This window comes from Roseofilum sp. SBFL, assembly GCF_017746885.1.
Lineage (GTDB): Bacteria > Cyanobacteriota > Cyanobacteriia > Cyanobacteriales > Desertifilaceae > Roseofilum.
Window position 1 is genome coordinate 1 of sequence record NZ_JAGHZH010000185.1, and the last position, 19,381, is coordinate 19,381.

Consider the following 19,381-nt stretch of genomic DNA (forward strand, 5'->3'; position numbering starts at 1 on the left):
CGATTCCACTGGGTCTTTGCTGTTTTTGTATTCTTTCTCTAACTCTGAGCTTGACAGATGCTCCTCTAATTCTAATTTTCTTGTCATCTTTCTCTCTTCTCTCTCTACCTCTACCTATACTATCCGGATTTGGTATCATATGGGCATCTTCTCTGAGGAGATAATTCGGATAGTCTTTGTGAAGAAGTTCCTGTGGAGCTATTAAATGATACTTAAAATTGCCCGCTGAAATGACGAAAAGGATGTTTTTGTCCTGGAGTCGGTAAGCAATTTCATCAATTATAGCCGCGAATCTAAATTGCTTTTCTCCTTCTTGGTAAATTAAATTGGAGTTGCCGAGAGAGATGTTGATAACCTTGCAGTTGGGATAGTTTTTGACAAAGTAATCGATCGCCTCCTCAAGTTGGTTTTCTAAAAGAGATTCCTCTTCATACTCGTTATTTTGATTAGTCACGCGAGCAGAAAAGAGCCAGACTTGAGGTTGAAATAACCTATTCTTTATACCTTCTGCCACGTCGCCATAAATTGCAATACCCGAAACTCCTGTCCCATGACCTCCTGTCAAGGTATCGCCATCGTCTGGTTCTCCAGTAACCCACTTGTGTTTGCGATCTGGGAATACATCAGCGTCTCCTAATGCCGGGCTAATTAGTGGGTGTCCTCTTTGCACTCCCGAATCAATGACTAAGACTCCAGCAGCTTTTTCTGGTGGGGAGGAGATTTCTGGTAAATCTGACACGGGGATATTGTACTGTGCCGGTGACTCGAAAGCGGGTTTAGGTCTTCTATCAATTTCCTTAACTTGGTATTCTTGCAATAAAAGTTCTAATATATCTGAATTAACGAGTATGCGAACGTTGCAAATATAGCTGCCGATGTAGCGATCGCTTACTCTCATCCCTAAACCCGGTTCGATATCGCGCAAGAAATTATCCACTTCATCAACATAGCTTTTCAGTTCCTCTTTATTTCCCGTGTGCCATAATTCCATATCCAGGGGAACGACCGAGCCAGGTTCCAAAGGGTCGTCTTTGAGCAATGGTCCTATTCTATCTTCCGGTTCTAGTGGGACTAGCTTTTCGATATCGTCTAAATAACCGGGACGGCCGTCAGTTCCAGCGTAGGACTCTAATTTTTTTCTAAATTCAGTCAGGCCGTTGTCGTCAGCAAAGACCACGATGGCCTGTTTTGCTTTAGGTTCCTTCGCTAAAAGATTAAGACCTAAAGAAGGCAGATGATTTTCTAAAGAGTCATTTTCTCTAACTGTAATCTTAAAAATCAGTTTTGGGTTAATCCCAAGATGTTCTTTTTCCTCTATATCCTTACTTAGGGAAGAAACTTGAGTTAATAGGGATTTGCCATGAGAAGAGCGATCGTTCCTTTTGTTATTTCCGCCACCACCTCGTCTAGGTCTCCTCGGAAATATCTCAACTTTCGGTAATGATAAATGCTCGTAATTAGTCATTCTTTTTTTCTGTCAGCAAGTCTTGATTTTTTTGTGAAATAGCGATCGCCTGCATCCGCTCTTGATAATGTTGGATTGCTGCTTCCAAATCTCCTGATTCTAACACTTTTTCACCGTCTAGTGTAGCACAAAAAATCAACATTGTTAAAAATCACAAACAGGTAAGAGCTAAATCTCTAAAAAATTTTAAATTGTCCAATTTAATTAGGTCATCTATTAGGCGAAAAATATTAGTCAACTAATTCACGAATTAAACCAGGACTAATCAACTTTAAAATTCCTAACATTTTTCAGTAAAAACCTATGATAATCCGTAACCAAATTCCTTCAAAAGGATACGGTTAAACCCCCTTGAGGTCATTCTCAGATTAATAAAAATTAAGCGATCGCCCTGAGTGGAACGCTCGGCAAGTGTGAATATATCAATGTTTTTCAGGGTAGCGCCTTTTCACAGACGAAAAAGGTTAACCCATCCAAAATAAACTCGAAAAGATACAAGCCGATAGAAGTCCCGTCGCATCGGCAAGAAGTCCTGCGGCAAGAGCGTGGCGAATGCGGGTAATGCCAACTGCCCCAAAATATACGGCAAGAACATAAAACGTGGTGTCCGTACTCCCCATCATGGTAGAAGCAACAAAGGCACTATAGGAATCCGGCGATCGCTCAACTAACTCGCTCATAATTCCAAAAGCTCCACCACCAGAAAGGGGGCGCAGGAGTGCCATCGGTAAGACTTCCGCTGGCATTCCGATTAAATTTGTTATGGGACTGAGTAAGTTAGAGACGGCTTCCATTGCACCAGAAGCGCGAAACATCCCAATAGCAACCAGAATGGCAACTAAAAAGGGAATAATCCGAATGGCAATATCAAAACCCTGTTTGGCTCCTTCGGTGACGGCTTCATAAACTTTTACCCCTCGCCCGACTCCGTAAGTAATAATGAGGAGGATCAAGATCGGCATTAGCCAATGAGAAATGAAATCTTGGTTAAAGAAATCCCCTAGGGTGTCGCTGCGAATCACCCCATAGATAATAGTCCCACTAAACCCAAGGATAAATAACCAAGCAATCATTTGAGACGCTCTACCTGTGGGATAGAGCAGGTGAGAATAATCAGCTTCTTCAACTTCTTCCACTCGATTATCGCTGCTTTCTATCTCTAATTCCTCTGGGGACGGCTCTGTGAGAGACTCAACCTCCTGGAAGCTAGAATCTTTTCTACCCAACCAAGACGCAACCGAAATTCCGACAACGGTAGAACAAAGGGTGGCTAATAACGTAGGCAGGAAAATCGCCGCCGGATTACTACTATTGGCGGCTACTCTGACTCCAATGACTCCCAAGGGAAACAACACAACGCTAGAGGTATTAATTGCCAGAAACAAGCACATGGCGTTCGTAGCAGTCCCTTTGAGGGGATTAAGCTTATTGAGTTCAACCATTGCTTTGATGCCAAAGGGAGTTGCTGCATTTCCCAATCCGAGCATATTAGCAGAAATATTGAGGATCATTGCCCCCATGGCTGGATGGGTGGGGGGGACATCCGGAAACAGCTTAACCATCAAGGGTTTAAGGATATTCGCCAGAGTGTACATGAGTCCTCCGGCTTCGAGTACCCGTACTAAACCGAGCCACAGTGCCATCACGCCAATTAAATCAATGGCTAGATTAACTGCGGTTTTGGCGGAGTCAAAACTGGCATTCGTCACCTCTTCCATTTTGCCTGTATAACCAGCAAAGAGAATGGCGACAGCAATGAAGCCGACAAAAACAATATTTATGGCACTAGGTTTTCCTGACGGTTGATCTGCTTGAGACATTTAAAGAGGGATATCGGGTTGAGTGTTTATAGCGTCGATGACTTTCTTCAGTTCCTTTCCCGCTTGAGCATTACCTGGGCGATCGCGATCCCTATAATCGCTAAAAACGCCATAAAGTAAAACACATAATTATATGTGCCAAATAGATCTCGAATGCGGCCGGTCACTAAGGTTCCAATCAAAGCACCAACACCATAGGCTGTGAACACAATACCGTAGTTTTGAGCATATCGATCGGGGTTAAAAAAGCACAATGTAATCGTTGGAGCCATGGCGAGCCAGCCCCCAAGACAGAACCAAAACAGGCAGAAGGCAATCAGATAGGTTGCCACTTGTCCAGTTTGAGCATTCGCCATTAACAGACAACCGATTAAGATCAGCACATAGGACAAAATGGCAATGTAGTGAGGTTTAAAGCGATCGCTCAACCAACCAAACAACGGACGACTTGCCCCATTGAAGAGCGCAAATAAGGCAACACTGCTTGCAGCGACAGTGGGATTAATCTTAATGATTTCCTGCCCAACTGGGCTGGAAATGCCGATCGCACTCAAACCGACTATAGTTCCAATGGCGTAGCAAATCCACAGTCCATAAAACGATCGACTCTTGAGCAAGTTCCCAGAATAGGTTGAAACAACGCTCGATTGGGACGAAACGATATTTTGCTGAGGATGCCAGCCCTTAGGGGGTAATTTCAAAGTGAAGGCAATGGCGAGAATAATGGCTGTAAAGGCGATACCGAGAATGCGTAACGTGGGTCGAACCGTATAAGCATCGATTAAGGAGTTAGCTAAGGGAGCGGTGATCAGGGGCGAAAGTCCAAATCCGACGATGGTTAACCCCAAAGCTAACCCTTTCTTATCAGGAAACCAGCGAGAGACCACAACCATAGGGACACCATAGGCAATACCAATCCCGATTCCAGCAATTACCCCATAGGTGAAGATGAGTAGTCCAATATGAGTCGCAAAGCTGGAAAGAATATAGCCCAAACCCACAGCAAGACCCCCGATCGCCGTCATGGCACGCACCCCAATCCGAGTAATATAAAAACCCGCGATCGGCATTGATACGGCAAAGGAAACCAAAACAAATGTGAAGGGCAATAGGCTTTGAGTGGCACTAATTCCCAACTCATTTTCTAAAGGGGTTCTAAAAATACTCCAGGAATATACACTGCCCAAGCACAGCAGGATGATCATCCCGAAAGGAATGAAAAGCCATCTGCCCCGATCTGCGGGTATTCCCAAGATATTGAGTTTTGGCTCATAATTCGTGGTTATATTCATACGCTTTGACTTCTCCAAGGATGAAGAGTTTAAATCAGGTGAGCAAGGAAAGTTAAACAACAAACCTGCTGGTAGATTACACACTTTAGCGATCGCAAATTTTATCGGGGACAGTGTTGAATCTGCTATGAACCAAAATACTCCAAAACGCTGAACGGGACTATTAAAATATCCCAAAATTCTGGGTTCGGTCTATATTAAGGTTCGTTTTCAGTTAAAATGAAAGGTTAATCTAGCTCACCTTAAGGGTCGGGGATAGCTGAGATTGTCTTGTTGCTCTCCTCCACACGTTCTGATTAATGACCTGAAGATTGGCATCTCAGGAACTAAGGCACCCAGCCATTCACCGCTTAAGGTGAGGATATGGAATCTTTTTCTATGAAATCTTTTTCTAGCCATAGTTTACGCTTTCAGCTTACGGTCTTGGTTTTGTTAGCTGTGATCCCCGGTTTATTGGCGATATCCTGGTTAACCAGTTCTATGGCAACAGCATGGATGCGTCAGAGTGCTAAACAAAATAGGGAGATTCGCGCCCAGGAACTCGTCCAGCAACTGGCTACCTATAGTAGTAAAACAGAGGATATTCTCAGTAATATTGCTCAAGTTAAAGATATGGTCAGTATGAACCCAGAGCGTCAGGAACCAATTTTAAGGTTTTTGGTGGCAACCTATGGACTGACTTGGGCACAAACCTTCGATCGCCAAGGCAAAGAGGTGAGCAGTACCTGGGAAAAGACCGGAGAAAATGTAGCCAACAGGTCTTGGTTTCAACAGGCGCGAGCCGGTTCAACCTCCATGGAAGCCTTCATTTCCCAAGCCTATAACCAACCTGTTTTGTGTTCGACGGTACCGATATGGGGTCAAATGGAGGCGAGTGCTGCACAAAGCTACGCTAACGGAGTTTTGCGAAGCTGTATTAATTTAGTCACCCTTAGTAGCCAACTGCGATCGCTGCGATGGGGAAAAACTGGCTATGCCATGCTCTTAGATCGTCAGGGTTACATTCTTGTACATCCCGATGTTACCCTTCTCTCCCAACCCCAATTTATGTCTTGGGAAAATCATCCAGACATTCAACCCACCCTCACCTCCCCTGGACAGCATTTTGAACGACAAGATCGCGATGGAAATTATTGGTTAGGCTACTCCTTACCCCTGGGTAATGGACTGATTCTCCTGCTACAAGAACAAACCCGTGAACTGCGCCAACCCGAAGAGCAATTTTGGCAAATTTCCGTCTATTTAACCCTAGGAACGCTATTGGTCATTGGTGCAGCCGTGTGGTTCATTGCCACCAGTTTCACTCGTCCCATCACCGATTTAATTGTCGTTTCGACAACCCTTTGTACTGGAGAATTAAAGCAGAGAATTCAGGTCAATCGAGAGGATGAAATTGGGATTTTAGTTGATAGCTTTAATCGCATGGCGGATCAACTTCAAAAGGGTTTTCGTCAACTCGCTCAAGCCAACCAAACTCTAGAAGACAAAGTAACCCGGCGAACCAAGGAATTAGAAACGGCCAATAAAGCCTTATATGCAGCCAATACCACTTTAACCTTTGAATTAGAAAAAGGTCGGCAAATTCAACGCAATTTTTTACCTAAACGAGATGAAGCCAAACCCTTAGTCATTCTTAATCCTCCTAATTGGGAAGTCTTAGCTTGGTTTAAACCTGCCCGTCAAGTTGCTGGCGATTTCTATGATGCTTTTGAATTAGAAGAGGACTACATCGGTTTAGTCATTGCTGATATTTGTGATAAAGGAGTCGGGGCTGCCCTATTTATGCCCTTAATTCAAAGTTTAATCCGAATTTTTTCCGGACAAACCAGCTTAGATGGCTTGGTTTTAACTGGAAAATTCACAGTGGGTGATGCAATCCCTTCCACTGAACACCACAACTTTTATACTGCCGATCGCATTAATGCCCTAAAAGCAGTCGAGTTAACCAACCACTATTTAGCCAAAAACCATGGAAACTTAGGAATGTTTGCCACGTTATTTTTTGGTATATTAGACCGGAAAACAGGTAACTTAGTATATATCAATGCTGGACACTTACCCCTATTTATTCTCAAGTCTAGAGGTGGAGTAAAAGAATCTCTACCCCCTACAGGACCAGCCGTAGGAATTCAGATGGGAGCAGACTATAAAAGTCACCAGGTTACCTTAGATCCAGGAGATCTCTTATTAGGATACACTGACGGCATCACCGATGCGCGATCGCCTCAAGGTAAGTCCTTTTCCCTAGAAAGCTTACTCTCGATATTGGAACAACCCGCAACATCTGCTACTGTCTTGCTAGAGCGGATTATCCATCGGATCGACTCCCATCGCCATCAAACGGATCAATTTGACGATATGACCCTATTAGTGGTGAGGCGATCCGTTCTCCCTGCTCCCTCGGAAAACCAGGAACCCTCAGTTGCTTCTGTTTCTCCCCATTAATCCTTAAACGGCGACCAACACCCCATGGACATTAACATTCACAGTGAAGATTTAGTAACGATTATAGAAGTCAAAGGCAGCATTGACGGACAAACTGCCTCTACCTTACAAGAGCAGATTCTACCCGCGATCGAATCAGCCCCCAAAATTTTGCTCAATATGACAGAAGTTTCTTTTATGTCCAGTGCGGGACTAAGAACCTTATTAGTCTTACATCGCAAAGCTGCCGAAAAAAACATAGATGAGCAAAAAATACAAATTATATTAGTCGGATTATCGGAAGAAATTCGTGACACCATGTCCATTACTGGATTCCTCGACTTTTTCACCCTTTGTGAAACCATAGATGAAGCTCGTAGCCTGTCTTGAATCACGATCTTTTACCAATCTTCTCTGGGGTAACTTATAACAATGGAACGTATTGACATTCATCCCACCCGTACCTATAAAACTTTTAAATTGCGCCGAGGAAAACCCTTTCCTTTTGGGGCAACCTTAAAGCCAGGAGGAGTGAATTTTTCCATTTTTTCCAGTCATGCGACTTCCTGTACTCTGGTTCTCTTTACGAAAGGCGATCCCGAACCCTTAGTAGAAATTCCCTTTCCTGAAGAATTTCGGATTGGCAATGTTTACTGCATGATGGTTTTTGACTTGGACTATGAAAATATTGAATATGGCTATCGTATGGATGGTCCCCATGATACCACCGAAGGTCATTGGTTCGATCCGAGCAAAATTTTGATGGACCCCTACGCTAAAGTGATTGGCGGCCGGGATTTTTGGGGTGAGATGCCCAATTTTAAGGATATCTATCAACATCGGGCGCGAATTGTGATTGATGATTTTGATTGGGAAAATGACCGGCCTTTAGAGTTACCGCCAGAAGATTTGGTGATTTATGAAATGCATCTGCGCAGTTTTACCCAGCATCGTTCATCAGGAGTGAAAGAGAAATATCGGGGAACGTTTGCGGGAATGCGGGAAAAAATTGAGTATTTCAAAGCGTTGGGTGTTAATGCAGTAGAGTTAATGCCAATTTTTGAGTTTGATGAGTTTGAAAATCATCGATTTAATCCACACACAGGAGAGCGACTCTATAACTATTGGGGATATAGTACGGTTGGTTTTTTTGCGCCGAAAGCGGGTTATGCAGCAACCGGAAAGTTGGGAATGCAGGTTGATGAGTTAAAGGCATTGGTGAAAGAGCTGCATAAAAATGGGATTGAAGTGATTTTAGATGTGGTGTTTAACCATACGGCAGAAGGGAATGAGTTGGGTCAAATGATTTCCTTCCGAGGGATTGATAATAAGGTTTATTATATGTTGACCCCAGAGGGGTATTATTTTAATTTTAGTGGTTGCGGTAATACTCTCAATTGCAATCATCCCATTGTGCGCAATATTGTGTTAGATTGTTTGCGCTATTGGGCATCTGAATATCATATTGATGGCTTTCGGTTTGATTTGGCTTCGATTTTAGGGCGCGATCGCGATGGCACTCCCTTAACTAACCCTCCATTATTAGAAGTCTTGGCGTTCGATCCGATTTTGGCCAAATGTAAGTTGATTGCGGAAGCTTGGGATGCAGGTGGATTATATCAAGTGGGGTCATTTCCCTCCTTTGGCCGTTGGGCGGAATGGAATGGTAAATATCGGGATATGTTGCGCCAATTTGTCAAGGGAGATGCAGAGGTTTGGGAGATGTCCCATCGTTTAATGGGGTCTCCCGATCTGTATGCTGAAACGAACCGTCCCCCCACAACCTCGATTAATTTTATTACGGCTCATGATGGGTTTACGTTGATTGATTTATTCTCCTATGAAGAGAAACATAATGAGGCCAATGGGGAAGGGAACCGAGATGGGGCGAATGATAATTTTAGTTGGAACTGCGGTGAGGAAGGGTTGACCGACGATCCGGAAATCAATGAACTTAGACGACGACTGGTGAAAAACGCGATCGCCCTGTTAATGGTGAGTCAAGGTGTACCCATGATCTTAATGGGAGATGAGATGGGACGCACGAAGCAGGGGAATAATAATACTTATTGCCATGATAATGAGCTGAATTGGCTAGACTGGTCTTTATTGGAGACAAATCAAGATATTTTTGAATTCTTCCAGCATTGTATCGCTTTCCGTCATGCTCATCCGGTACTACGACGCAGCACCCATTTCCGACATCAAGATATCGTCGGCAGTGGATACGCTGATATTAGTTGGCATGGAACCCAAGCGTGGAATGTGGACTGGGCTGACTATGCTCGGACGTTAGGCTTTTTGCTCTGTGGTCAACATGCCCAAGATGGACAACGGGAGGACGACTATATTGACGACTATATTTATGTAGGGATGAATATGCACTGGGAACCTCTGACGTTTGAAATTCCCCAACTGCCGGATGAGAAACAGTGGCATTTATTTGCCGATACAGGATTAACTTCAGTTCAGAAAAGCTGGAAGCCGGGTACAGAAATGGTTTTAGAAAACCAGTTTGAACAGGAATTGGGCGATCGCTCTGTCTTAATCCTCGTAGGACGATAAGTATTTCTCTATTATTTCGGGATTAACAGCCGTTGATTCCCTATATTTGGGGTCTGTACCTCCCCACAATATAAAGATATTATGTAGTTAATTGCTCAAAGCTGTAAACTGTGATAAGCATATTTTTCTTCTAGAATCAATATGTAAATTTCCATCAGAAAATACTAAATTTAATAAATTTTTAAGATCTCGATTATAGAACTTCAGACAGGATTTCTGCTCCATGAAATAGTCCAAAACCTTTATGAATAAAGGGTTTCAAACAGTCAGGGATCAAGGGAAATGGACGATTTACTAATTTCAAGGCTAAGTAACACCTCTAAAAAAATGGCTATAATACAAATACTCTAATTGAGTCACTTAAGACAAGATCTTTAATTTAAGGAAACCGGAAGATGGCTCAACCCTTTAGTAATCAACTTTGTAAACTTATTTTTCAAAAACCATGAAAACCTCCTTAAATACATCAGAGAATCAACATTCATCTCTGCATATCCATGCCTCAGAGTTTAATATTCCTCTCATTCAACCTATACCCTGCCCGAACTGTGGTTCATCGGCTGAACGCAAGCACTTAGTTAAGTTAGAGCAAACTCAAATTGAATGCCCATCCTGTGATTATTTCCTGCTCACTTGTAGCCGTACTGGACGGGTAAAAGAAGCTTATGCTCCAGGTATTTATTGGGGTAATGGGCGCTAATTACAGCGCTTTACGCTGGTAAGAAAAGGAATAGCAAAAAGACAGTAGGGGCGAAAGAAATTCCGCCCCTACTTGTGGTACTCAGGGTTTGGGGATTTGAGAAGGCACGAATGAGAGTCACTTTTTCTGCTAAAGTGACCGCAACGAGGTTAAGATTGAGTCAGTTAGGGATTACGATCAACTCAAAGTATCCTTTAAGACTCAAAAGAAACAAATCATGAAATTTATCAACCCCAAGATAGATTATGCCTTCAAAAAAATATTTGGCTCAGAACAAAGCCAACAAATATTAATCAGCTTTCTCAATGCCATCGTTTATGGTGGAGAAAAAATCATACAATCTTTGACGATCAAAAACCCCTATAATCCGGGCCAAGTTCTCAACTTAAAAGACACCTACTTAGATGTAAAAGCCGTTCTCAATGATGGTTCGATCGTAGTCATAGAAATGCAAGTTGCCTCAATGGCAGCATTTGACAAACGAGTCGCCTACAACCTAACCAAAGCTTATGCAAATCAGTTAACAAAAGGAGAATACTACCCCCAACTCAATCCAGCTATAGCAGTAACTATCACCGATTTTATCTTACTGAAAGAAAGTTCAAAAGTTATCAATAAATTTGTGTTTCAAGAAGAAGAGGAGGAGGATCTGAAAATTTTAGAGCAAGAATTGCGATTGATTTTTGTAGAGATCCCCAAATTTAATAAAGGTTTGTCGGAGTTACAGACCTTAACAGATAAATGGATTTATTTCCTCAAAGAAGCGGCATTATTGGAAGAAATACCTGAAAATCTAGGAGAAGTATCGGAGATAGAATTGGCGTTAAATCTAGCCAGTCAAGCGAATATGACCCCCGAAGAATTTGAAATAGTAGATCGGCGGGGGATGATGCTGCAAGATGAAAGAGGAAGAATTACTTATGCGGAAGAAAAAGGACGAATCAAAGAAGCGATCGCCTTGATTATGCGTTTACTTAAAAAACGTTTTGGAGAAATTCCAGACGAGATCAGTCGCCAAATTGAAAGCTTATCGATTGAAAACTTAGAAGATCTAGGAGAAGAAATTTTAGACTTCAACGGTCTCGAAGATTTAGTGAACTGGCTAAAAGGTCTCTGATTTAAAGTTCCACATTGACACTAAAATAAAATCCATCATCCTGGGCATTATTTCCTCGATCGGGTAGATCGATAATGGGATAGCCATAATCTAAGCGGATATTCCATCCAGGAGCTACTTCCCAGAGTAATCCTACTCCCACACCCATTAAAAAGTTCTCAGAGGCTAAAACATTAGGATTGCCTTGGCTATTCCAAACTTGACCAAGATCGACAAAAGGAGCAACCATTAGAGTGGGTTGACCTTTGGTATCTCGTTGTATGGTAATCCGGTCTTCGATGGAGATTAAAAACCCATTATCTCCAGAACGGGTATTTTGTCGGTACCCTCGAACAGATTGACCGCCACCAATCACATATTGCCGTGAAGGCAGTAAGCTAGTTGTGGCCAGTTGTAGGTCTCCTCGAATGGTGAGTAAATGATGGTCTCCTAAGCGTTGCAAGCGCTGTAGACTCAGGAGCCAACTAAAAAAACGGCTATCGGGAGTCGAGCCGGGATTCAGGGTTGCGCCAAAGGCATCAATTCCCAGATAAAATTGCGATCGCACTCCCAAAATTCCGTTTGCATCCCGACGCAAGTATTCCTGACCAAAGCGAATGGCGCTACTGCGGGTTCTTCCGCGATCATCTGGTCCCGATCCAAAGCCAAACGGAACATCTCCTAAAAACGTTTGCCCGCGATGGTGCGAAAATCCGAGGGAGAGGGCGAATTCTTGACGGGGAGAGCGGATCAGCGGTTGGCGATAGTCAAATTCATAGCGTTGGGTTTCGCCGCGAATTCCCAAATCTTGCAGTTGAATATTACTAATTTCATTATTATCGGGTAGAAATTGGATGCTCAACGATCCATCCATGGCATTGATGGGGATACGGTAGGCAAACTCATAACGACTGGTCTTGGCGTTGTTCGTGGTACGGTTATAACCAATAGTGGCGCGATCGCCTAAACCACTCAAATTTTGATATCCGACTCGAAACCCGATCCGTTCCGATCCCACACTTGCAGGTGAATAGTTATCGGCAAATAAATTAACGGTCAGCGGTTTTTTTAAGCTCACCCGCACCGTCAATTTGCTCTGACCAATACCCGATCCAGGTTGCAAACTCGCTTCCACACTTTCAAACAGAGGATCGGTTTTGAGCAGTCTTAATTGATTTTCCAATGAAGCACTATTTAACGGTACTGCCGCCATTCTGCGAATCCGACTGGTAATATAATTCGGGTTTAAACGCCCTGCCCCTTCAACGATAATGTCTTCTAAACGGCCTTCAATGACTTGAATTTCAATAACGCCATTGTCCACCACTTGATCGCCTAAAATTGCCCGACTATTAATATAACCCCCATTCAAATAGAGTTCCGTAATTTTATCGGCTGCCTCCCTGAGCCGATCCAAGGTTTGGGACTTCCCCTCATAATTGGCAACAATTTCCTTCAGTTGTTCCTGACTGAAAATTGTGCTTCCCGTTACTCGAATTTCGTTCACTTCAATGGGTTGAGTACTTTGGGGAGTCTCCGTATTTTGGGAGAGGGGAGAACATTGGGGAGAATGATCTATCTGTTCAGGAGGAGAGATCGCACCACAAAAGGTAGGATCGTCTAGAGGAGCAATCGGGGAAAAACTCCAAGAGAACGATTCAGGAGCAGAGATCGCCTCTAGGGGTTCAGGAACAAATTCAAACTCAGGGGAAATAGGGTCAGATCCAATTTCCAATGTATTAGGAGTCCTGGGCGAACTCGCCCAACTCGGAGCCATCAGGAACACTAAGGCACTCACAGATAGACTGGAAATCAATAAGGCACTCCTCACACTACAGACCTCATGAGATAGGGGTTTTCGTAAATTCCATAATAGGCCGGCTTAATGACTTGTTCATACACCCAAAATTTACCGAAAAGAGGAGTCCGATCGCGTTCTTCTGAACCCTTTCCGGAAACGAACTCTAAGGCAATTTGAGGGTGAATCAATTCTTTCCACAGGACATAGGAGCGACGCATTTGCCCATCTAGAGTGGCTGCTACATTGGCGACATAAAATCAATCGGGAGATTCGGCTCCTTTTTCTGGAGGATGGGTTAAGTGCCAGTAAATTCCACTATCTTGACCAATGCAATAATCACGTTCTGGATGAAGTTGGTCAAGAATTGGACGAATGGATTCCGTCAGTAAGATGCTTTGGGGGTGTTCTTGGAAATTTGTCACGAAGGAGCCATCTTCACAAGGCAGTTGAGTATGATCCGGGAGGAGATCGAAGTAGTCTTCCAAAATCGAGTTATCCTCACCAGGACGTTGAGTGCGATCGGGTAAGGGGGTAAAGCGTTCTGTAGAAGTCATAGCTCAGAGGTGCGGTTTTGTCGATCGCTTCTACCGTAGCGCAAACTTTAGAACTTATGCCAAGAAGAGAGGGTTGAAACCATGATATACTAACCCAAGAATATTGAAGTTTTATGTCGAATCTGGTTCTATTTTGGCATCGACGCGATTTAAGGGTTAGGGATAATTTAGGGTTAAGCTATGCCCAATCCAGAGCGAATCTTTTAGTGGGTTGTTTTTGCTTCGATCCACAAATTTTGCATAGGGATGATATTTCACCAATACGCCTACATTATCTTTTAGGCTGTTTACAAGAGTTACAACAGCACTATCAACACCTTAAGCATCCATTTCTGTTATTGCAAGGTCAACCGGAGCAGGTGATTCCTGATGTTGCTCGGGATTTAGGGGCGATCGCGGTGGTTTGGAATCGGGATGTGGAACCCTATAGTCAACTGCGCGATCGCCGAGTGACTGAAGGCTTAAAAGAAAGAGGAATTGAGGTTAAAACAGTTTGGGATCAGCTTTTAGTGGCTCCAGAAGCGATTCACACACAAGCGGGAAATCCCTATACGGTTTATACTCCGTTTTGGAAGAACTGGCAAGGACAAAAAAAGCTCGATCTAGTCTCGGATTTACAACCGGGAGAAGGGTTAACTCAAGCCCAGAAAAAAGCCTTAGATCGGGTGGAGGTTATTGATTTTCCCAGTTTGAAAGATTGGGGATATTCCGAGCCAGAGAAGTTAGTTATTATACCAGGAGAGCGTGCGACTCAACGGCAATTGGCAGAATTTGCCGATCGCTCCCTAGAAACCTACGAGCAGCAACGCAATACCCCCAGTATAGACGGCACATCGAAGCTCAGTGCTGCCTTAAAATTGGGAGCGATCGGCATTCGCAGAGTATGGCAAGCGACTCAAGAGGCGATCGGCAAATCTACCAGCGATCGAACCCTTAAAAACATCCAAACTTGGCAACAAGAACTAGCCTGGCGAGAATTTTACCAGCATGTACTCTACCACTTTCCCGAACTCGCTGATGGGCCGTATCGATCGCTATTTAAACACTTTCGGTGGGATAATAACCCCCAAAAATTCCAAGCTTGGTGTGAAGGAAAAACCGGCTATCCCATCGTCGATGCCGCCATGCGTCAACTGAACACAACCGGATGGATGCATAACCGGTGTCGGATGATTGTTGCCAGCTTTTTAACCAAAGATTTAATCATTAATTGGCAATGGGGAGAACGGTATTTTATGCAGCATCTCATTGACGGAGATTTAGCCGCTAATAACGGGGGATGGCAATGGAGTGCATCCAGTGGTATGGATGCCAAACCTTTACGAATTTTTAATCCTGCCAGTCAAGCACAAAAATTCGATCCAGAAGCCAAGTATATCCGCCAATGGTTACCGGAATTAAAGTCGGTTCAAACCAAAGATTTAGTAACGGGGGACATTCCGCCTTTAGTCCGTCAATCTTGCAATTATCCCTTACCCATTGTCAACCACAATCAACAACAACGGGAATTTAAACAACGTTATCAACAAGTAAAAGAAAACTTGTAAATAGCAGCTAGATTCCACCATTCCAAAGATCGTGCATAAAATACATCTGTACCGGATCTAGCTTTCCTTCCTGAACTAAATAATTGAAGAAATAAAGAGTCGCTATGCGGACATCATCTTCACCTGCTTCTTGCTCTGGTGTAATATCGTGGTGAGTCATATGAGAAAGCGTGCGGTAATTTTCCTTCACCTTAGACAGATTTTTAATTTTGACTCCCAATTGATATAACTGCATAAACGCCAAAAATTCCACAATTGATTTACGGATTTTTGCTTCCACTTCCCCCGGATTCACAATTTTATTCTTCTCAATTTTACCATTCAGTCCTTCAATGATAAACTCTCGCACTTGACCACTGTAAACTCCGCGATCGTAGGCTAAAATAGCTTCTGAAATCTTGAGTCCATAGCGAGGTTTACGGAATCCAGGAATTCCCGGATCGGTTCGTTTATTAACTATATATCCAACTCGAAACGCAGCCACATTAGCGACTAGATCGAGTTCAGACGCATCCGCTTCTAAAGCCTTATAAATAGTTGGGAATTTTCTGGCGCGAAAATCAAGAACGGCTTGGGCTAGATCGCCACTCCAAGAACTATGTTTAGCTGTCCAAGAAGTCGTGAAATTGAACCAACTGCCCAAACCTGGAAGTTGAATTTGATCGGACAAAGAAGCAATAAAATGGGCAAGATCTGTATTCTGACCGCATAACAATATGGTGGTATCTAAGCGATTATCAATATATTCAACATCGGATAAAATTGCCCAACGAAATAGAGAACTTGTATAAGATTTGCGGGTATAGCGACGCAATTCATTAGCTATCTCATAGGGAGAAGCCTGGGGATATTGGATTTCCAAATGCTCCACAAAAGATAGCATTTGCAGGCGGTTGTATTCTAGAGAAGAGGTTAGAGTATTCATAGATGCAGACGTTGAATGATGGAAACAGATTACACTTGATCGTCCTGATGATGAAGAGAGTTTTCAACTCGACGGATAAATCTTTTCAGTTGGACAATTCTCTTGCGTTTTTTCCGTTGTTGCTCTAAGGGTTCAGACGGTGAGGGGGAAGTTTGGGGATGACTCCAAGATCTTTCCCCAGTATGGATAGCATGACGACGAGGACGAATCGTTGTGCCATAGCGGTTCGCCCAAACTTGAGTAAATTCTGCACCAATGAGTAAGATTTGCGCAGTAAAAAAGATCCATAATAGTAAAACCACAAATGAGCCAGCAGCTCCATAAAAGGATTTGACGCTACTGTGTCCCAAGTATAAACTAATTCCCCATTTCCCTAGGGTAAAGAGGATAGAGGTTAGGGTAGAACCCACCCAAACATCGGCCCAAGAAACTTTGGCATCGGGCAAGATTTTATAAATGGCTCCAAACAGAAGAGTAACAACAATAAAAGAAACCAAAAGTTCAGTCGATCGCCAAACATTAGCGGGGGTATCCATCCATTGATCCAGCCATTCACTCACGCCAGCTAGAACGGAACTAAAGACGAGGGAGACGAGCAGGAGAAACCCGATCGCGATGATCATTAAAACGGATAGAACTCTAGCCATGAGAAAATTCAAGAAGCCACGTTCGGGTTTGGGGGTAACGCCCCAAATAATATTGAGGGCGACTTTGAGTTGGGCAAAGACCGTAGTTGCGCCAAAAAACAAAGTAGCGATCGCCACGACAGTCGCCATCAGACCCGACTGGGGTTGATAGCGTTCGCGAATCAAGGTTTGAATAGATTGAGCGGCTTCTGACCCAATAAACTGTTGCAGTTGAATCGCCAGTTGTTCTTGTGCAGCTTCTTTGCCGATCGCAAAGCTGGCTACGGCGACAGCAATAATCAGCGTGGGAGCTAAAGAAAACACCATATAATAGGCTAGGGCTGCTGCCAGGATGGGAACCCGGTCTTGCCGCCATTGCACAAAGGTTTCTTTGAGTAATCTCCAAATTGCGTAGAGTTTCACGGGACTGACGCAGAAAGAACGCGAGTACACTACTATAAAAGCTTATCTGTCCCTATCCGGCTAGTGTTTTAATTGCCCTGATTTTAGGGGAGCTGAGTGTAGAAATTTGTTAAAGTACGGCTGAGGTATGCAGCACAGACTCCAACAATGAGAGCAATAATTAAAAGACCATGGCAATGGGTAAGCTTGTCCCTAATCATCACGGTCTTGATTCTGGGGTTGCAAGCTGTCAAACCAATACAGGCGAACCCTCCAAAAGCGATCGATGAAATTCGAGGCGTTTGGTTAACGAATGTCAGTAGTGCCGTTTTGTATAGTCCTTGGGGCATCGATCGGGCGATCGCCCAACTATCCCAACTCGATTTTAACACGATTTATCCGGTGGCTTGGAACCGAGGCGTAACGTTTTACCCCAGCGATACGGCCAAAGAAACGATTGGTCGCAAGCAAGATTTATTGCTCAATACCATCCGTTTTCGTCAGGATACCCTAGAAGAAATCATTACTCTCGGCCATCAACAGGGAATGCGAGTAATTCCCTGGTTTGAGTATGGGTTTATGGCTCCCAAAAATTCGTTGTTGGCGAAACGCCATCCCAGTTGGTTAGCCCAAAGTCGGGATGGGCAAGCCTTAACTTACCATGGTAAATATGGTTTAGATTGGCTCAATCCTCTGCATCCAGAAGTCCAGCAATTGTTGATCGATCTGATTGTGGAAGTTGTGACCCGTTATGATGTGGATGGCATCCAACTCGATGACCATTTTAGTTTACCGGTGGAGTTAGGATACGATCCTTTTACCCTGTGGCTTTATCAACAGGAACATAACGGAGAGATTCCGCCAGAAAATTATCAAAATGAGGCATGGATGCGTTGGAGAGCCAATAAACTCACTCAAGTGGTTAAGCGGATTCATGACCGGGTAAAAGAAATTAAGCCCGATTGTATTGTGTCCCTATCGCCTAATCCCCGCGCATTTGCGTATCGCAATTATCTACAAGATTGGCAAACTTGGGTCGAGGCGGGTTTAATTGATGAGTTGGTGATCCAAGTGTATCGGAGTGGAATGGACAGTTTTCTGCGAGATTTATCCGATCCGGTAATTCCGAAGTTACAGCAGAAGATTCCAGTGGCGATTGGTATTTCTACTGGAACAGTCAGAACACCTATCCCCTTAAATTTAATTGAACAACAAGTCAATGCAGTGCGCGATCGCGCCTTGGATGGCTTTTCCTTCTTTTATTGGGAAAGTTTGTGGGGATATATTGCCCCAGAATCTCCCCAAGTTCGCCGTCGAGGACTCCAGGAGATTATTGCCAAAACTGAGTAATCTCCCCCATTTCCTATTCCCTATTCTCTACCGCAAAGCGCTATAATTCCCCCATGATTGGATCGGGTTTTGGAATTCAATGGACAATTAATACCTTCATCGGATTTCTACTGAGTCTGTTGCTGATTGAAGTTGGCGAACGACCAGATCTGGGAATCGCAGAAGGATTCATTGGCGGCGCGATCGTTGGCCTGATGCAATTGATCGTGGTTCTACCCCACTTCAAACAGGCTCGCTGGTGGATGGTCATCAGTGCTCTCTGTTGGGGAATTATGGGCTGGAGTGACTTAGGGGCAATGGGTTGGATCGCCCCTAGAACCCTAGATATTTCTGTGCGCTTGCTCTATGGTCTTTGGGAAGGAGCTAAAGTGGGGTTTGTTCTGGGTGTGGGCCAATATATACTCCTTTCCCACGAAGTTCCCCAAGCCTGGCGTTGGATTATTGCCAGTATCATTGATTGGGCGATCGCCCTAGCCTGTGGTTGGGCACTTGGAGGTCTACTCCGACTTCAATTTCGTCTATTTCTCGGTGACGTAATCGGTTTAGGATGTGTCTGGTTACTTGTGGGAGGCTTAACCAGTTTTACCCTAACTGTCTTGTTAAATCGCCGCAAGTCTTGAAAGAAGTTTTAAACTTTCTTACAATTAAGAAATATGGATATCTAACATAAGAAAAACTAAGCGATCGCACTCATAAGAGCAAGGAGTTAATCATGGCACGCGGACAAATGCGCCTCAGAAAACGCTCAATGGCCCCCTCTCAAACTCAGAAGAAAAAGGGCACTCTGCAAGCCAAATCTAACGCCATGTCACAG

The 19,381-nt window shown here is 43.8% G+C and carries 15 protein-coding genes and 1 pseudogene; 8 read left to right on the forward strand and 8 right to left on the reverse strand.

The genetic code is table 11. From position 1 onward, the window contains the following. The 4 genes from J7545_RS20600 to J7545_RS20615 all read right to left on the reverse strand — a co-directional run. The coding region (locus J7545_RS20600; protein ID WP_318720081.1) for a S8 family serine peptidase at window positions 1-1,465 on the reverse strand (1,465 nt) is incomplete at its 3' end. Beyond that, the gene (locus J7545_RS20605; RefSeq protein WP_318698890.1) at window positions 1,458-1,607 is read right to left on the reverse strand and encodes a hypothetical protein; all 150 of its coding nucleotides are present in this window, start codon (window positions 1,605-1,607) and stop codon (window positions 1,458-1,460) included. The genes J7545_RS20605 and J7545_RS20600, both read right to left, overlap by 8 nt. A 322-nt stretch (window positions 1,608-1,929) precedes the next feature. Then, complete coding sequence (locus J7545_RS20610; RefSeq protein ID WP_318698889.1) at window positions 1,930-3,285, reverse strand: nucleoside recognition domain-containing protein; 1,356 nt, start codon at window positions 3,283-3,285, stop codon at window positions 1,930-1,932. A 47-nt stretch (window positions 3,286-3,332) separates the two neighbouring features. Next, complete coding sequence (locus tag J7545_RS20615; RefSeq protein WP_318698888.1) at window positions 3,333-4,577, reverse strand: OFA family MFS transporter; 1,245 nt, start codon at window positions 4,575-4,577, stop codon at window positions 3,333-3,335. 378 nt (window positions 4,578-4,955) lie between these two features. On the opposite strand from J7545_RS20615, the gene J7545_RS20620 reads away from it, so the two are divergent. The 5 genes from J7545_RS20620 (at window position 4,956) to J7545_RS20640 (ending at window position 11,383) form a co-directional block, all read left to right on the forward strand. Next, window positions 4,956-7,022, forward strand: a complete 2,067-nt coding sequence (locus J7545_RS20620) for a SpoIIE family protein phosphatase (protein WP_318698887.1) — start codon at window positions 4,956-4,958, stop codon at window positions 7,020-7,022. A gap of 24 nt (window positions 7,023-7,046) precedes the next feature. After that, window positions 7,047-7,391 (forward strand): STAS domain-containing protein, encoded by a 345-nt coding sequence (locus tag J7545_RS20625; RefSeq protein ID WP_318698885.1) that lies wholly within the window; start codon window positions 7,047-7,049, stop codon window positions 7,389-7,391. A 42-nt stretch (window positions 7,392-7,433) separates the two neighbouring features. After that, the gene (gene glgX, locus J7545_RS20630; protein WP_318720083.1) at window positions 7,434-9,566 is read left to right on the forward strand and encodes a glycogen debranching protein GlgX; all 2,133 of its coding nucleotides are present in this window, start codon (window positions 7,434-7,436) and stop codon (window positions 9,564-9,566) included. Between the two features lie 445 nt (window positions 9,567-10,011). Next, complete coding sequence (locus J7545_RS20635) at window positions 10,012-10,266, forward strand: hypothetical protein (RefSeq protein WP_318698883.1); 255 nt, start codon at window positions 10,012-10,014, stop codon at window positions 10,264-10,266. 217 nt (window positions 10,267-10,483) lie between these two features. Next, window positions 10,484-11,383 (forward strand): Rpn family recombination-promoting nuclease/putative transposase, encoded by a 900-nt coding sequence (locus J7545_RS20640; RefSeq protein WP_318720084.1) that lies wholly within the window; start codon window positions 10,484-10,486, stop codon window positions 11,381-11,383. A gap of 1 nt (window position 11,384) precedes the next feature. Here J7545_RS20640 and J7545_RS20645 read toward each other — a convergent pair whose 3' ends face one another. Beyond that, window positions 11,385-13,193 (reverse strand): ShlB/FhaC/HecB family hemolysin secretion/activation protein, encoded by a 1,809-nt coding sequence (locus J7545_RS20645; RefSeq protein WP_318720085.1) that lies wholly within the window; start codon window positions 13,191-13,193, stop codon window positions 11,385-11,387. Between the two features lie 26 nt (window positions 13,194-13,219). Then, window positions 13,220-13,717 (reverse strand): annotated as a pseudogene (locus tag J7545_RS24220) (Uma2 family endonuclease); the annotation flags it as partial. A gap of 113 nt (window positions 13,718-13,830) precedes the next feature. Between J7545_RS24220 and J7545_RS20660 the strand changes: the two are divergent. After that, window positions 13,831-15,264, forward strand: coding sequence for a deoxyribodipyrimidine photo-lyase (locus J7545_RS20660; protein ID WP_318720086.1), 1,434 nt, complete (start codon window positions 13,831-13,833; stop codon window positions 15,262-15,264). Window positions 15,265-15,271: 7 nt separating this feature from the next. Here J7545_RS20660 and J7545_RS20665 read toward each other — a convergent pair whose 3' ends face one another. Then, window positions 15,272-16,189 carry a hypothetical protein gene (locus tag J7545_RS20665; protein WP_318698872.1) on the reverse strand — a complete coding sequence of 306 codons (918 nt, stop codon included), beginning with the start codon at window positions 16,187-16,189 and terminating at the stop codon, window positions 15,272-15,274. A gap of 29 nt (window positions 16,190-16,218) precedes the next feature. Further along, window positions 16,219-17,238, reverse strand: coding sequence for a YihY/virulence factor BrkB family protein (locus J7545_RS20670; RefSeq protein ID WP_318698871.1), 1,020 nt, complete (start codon window positions 17,236-17,238; stop codon window positions 16,219-16,221). 147 nt (window positions 17,239-17,385) lie between these two features. On the opposite strand from J7545_RS20670, the gene J7545_RS20675 reads away from it, so the two are divergent. Together J7545_RS20675 and J7545_RS20680 are read left to right on the forward strand one after the other, a co-directional pair. After that, complete coding sequence (locus J7545_RS20675; RefSeq protein WP_318720087.1) at window positions 17,386-18,567, forward strand: glycoside hydrolase family 10 protein; 1,182 nt, start codon at window positions 17,386-17,388, stop codon at window positions 18,565-18,567. 53 nt (window positions 18,568-18,620) lie between these two features. Further along, window positions 18,621-19,187, forward strand: coding sequence for a hypothetical protein (locus tag J7545_RS20680; RefSeq protein WP_318698869.1), 567 nt, complete (start codon window positions 18,621-18,623; stop codon window positions 19,185-19,187). The last annotated feature ends 194 nt before the right edge of the window (window positions 19,188-19,381 follow it).

What these genes read in the sequence shown, in the direction of transcription:
- J7545_RS20605 (WP_318698890.1), bottom strand. Translation starts at nt 1,607, where the DNA reads ATGTTGATTTTTTGTGCTACACTAGACGGTGAAAAAGTGTTAGAATCA.
- J7545_RS20610 (WP_318698889.1), bottom strand. Translation starts at nt 3,285, where the DNA reads ATGTCTCAAGCAGATCAACCGTCAGGAAAACCTAGTGCCATAAATATT.
- J7545_RS20615 (WP_318698888.1), bottom strand. Translation starts at nt 4,577, where the DNA reads ATGAATATAACCACGAATTATGAGCCAAAACTCAATATCTTGGGAATA.
- J7545_RS20620 (WP_318698887.1), top strand. Translation starts at nt 4,956, where the DNA reads ATGAAATCTTTTTCTAGCCATAGTTTACGCTTTCAGCTTACGGTCTTG.
- J7545_RS20625 (WP_318698885.1), top strand. Translation starts at nt 7,047, where the DNA reads ATGGACATTAACATTCACAGTGAAGATTTAGTAACGATTATAGAAGTC.
- glgX (WP_318720083.1), top strand. Translation starts at nt 7,434, where the DNA reads ATGGAACGTATTGACATTCATCCCACCCGTACCTATAAAACTTTTAAA.
- J7545_RS20635 (WP_318698883.1), top strand. Translation starts at nt 10,012, where the DNA reads ATGAAAACCTCCTTAAATACATCAGAGAATCAACATTCATCTCTGCAT.
- J7545_RS20640 (WP_318720084.1), top strand. Translation starts at nt 10,484, where the DNA reads ATGAAATTTATCAACCCCAAGATAGATTATGCCTTCAAAAAAATATTT.
- J7545_RS20660 (WP_318720086.1), top strand. Translation starts at nt 13,831, where the DNA reads ATGTCGAATCTGGTTCTATTTTGGCATCGACGCGATTTAAGGGTTAGG.
- J7545_RS20665 (WP_318698872.1), bottom strand. Translation starts at nt 16,189, where the DNA reads ATGAATACTCTAACCTCTTCTCTAGAATACAACCGCCTGCAAATGCTA.
- J7545_RS20675 (WP_318720087.1), top strand. Translation starts at nt 17,386, where the DNA reads ATGAGAGCAATAATTAAAAGACCATGGCAATGGGTAAGCTTGTCCCTA.
- J7545_RS20680 (WP_318698869.1), top strand. Translation starts at nt 18,621, where the DNA reads ATGATTGGATCGGGTTTTGGAATTCAATGGACAATTAATACCTTCATC.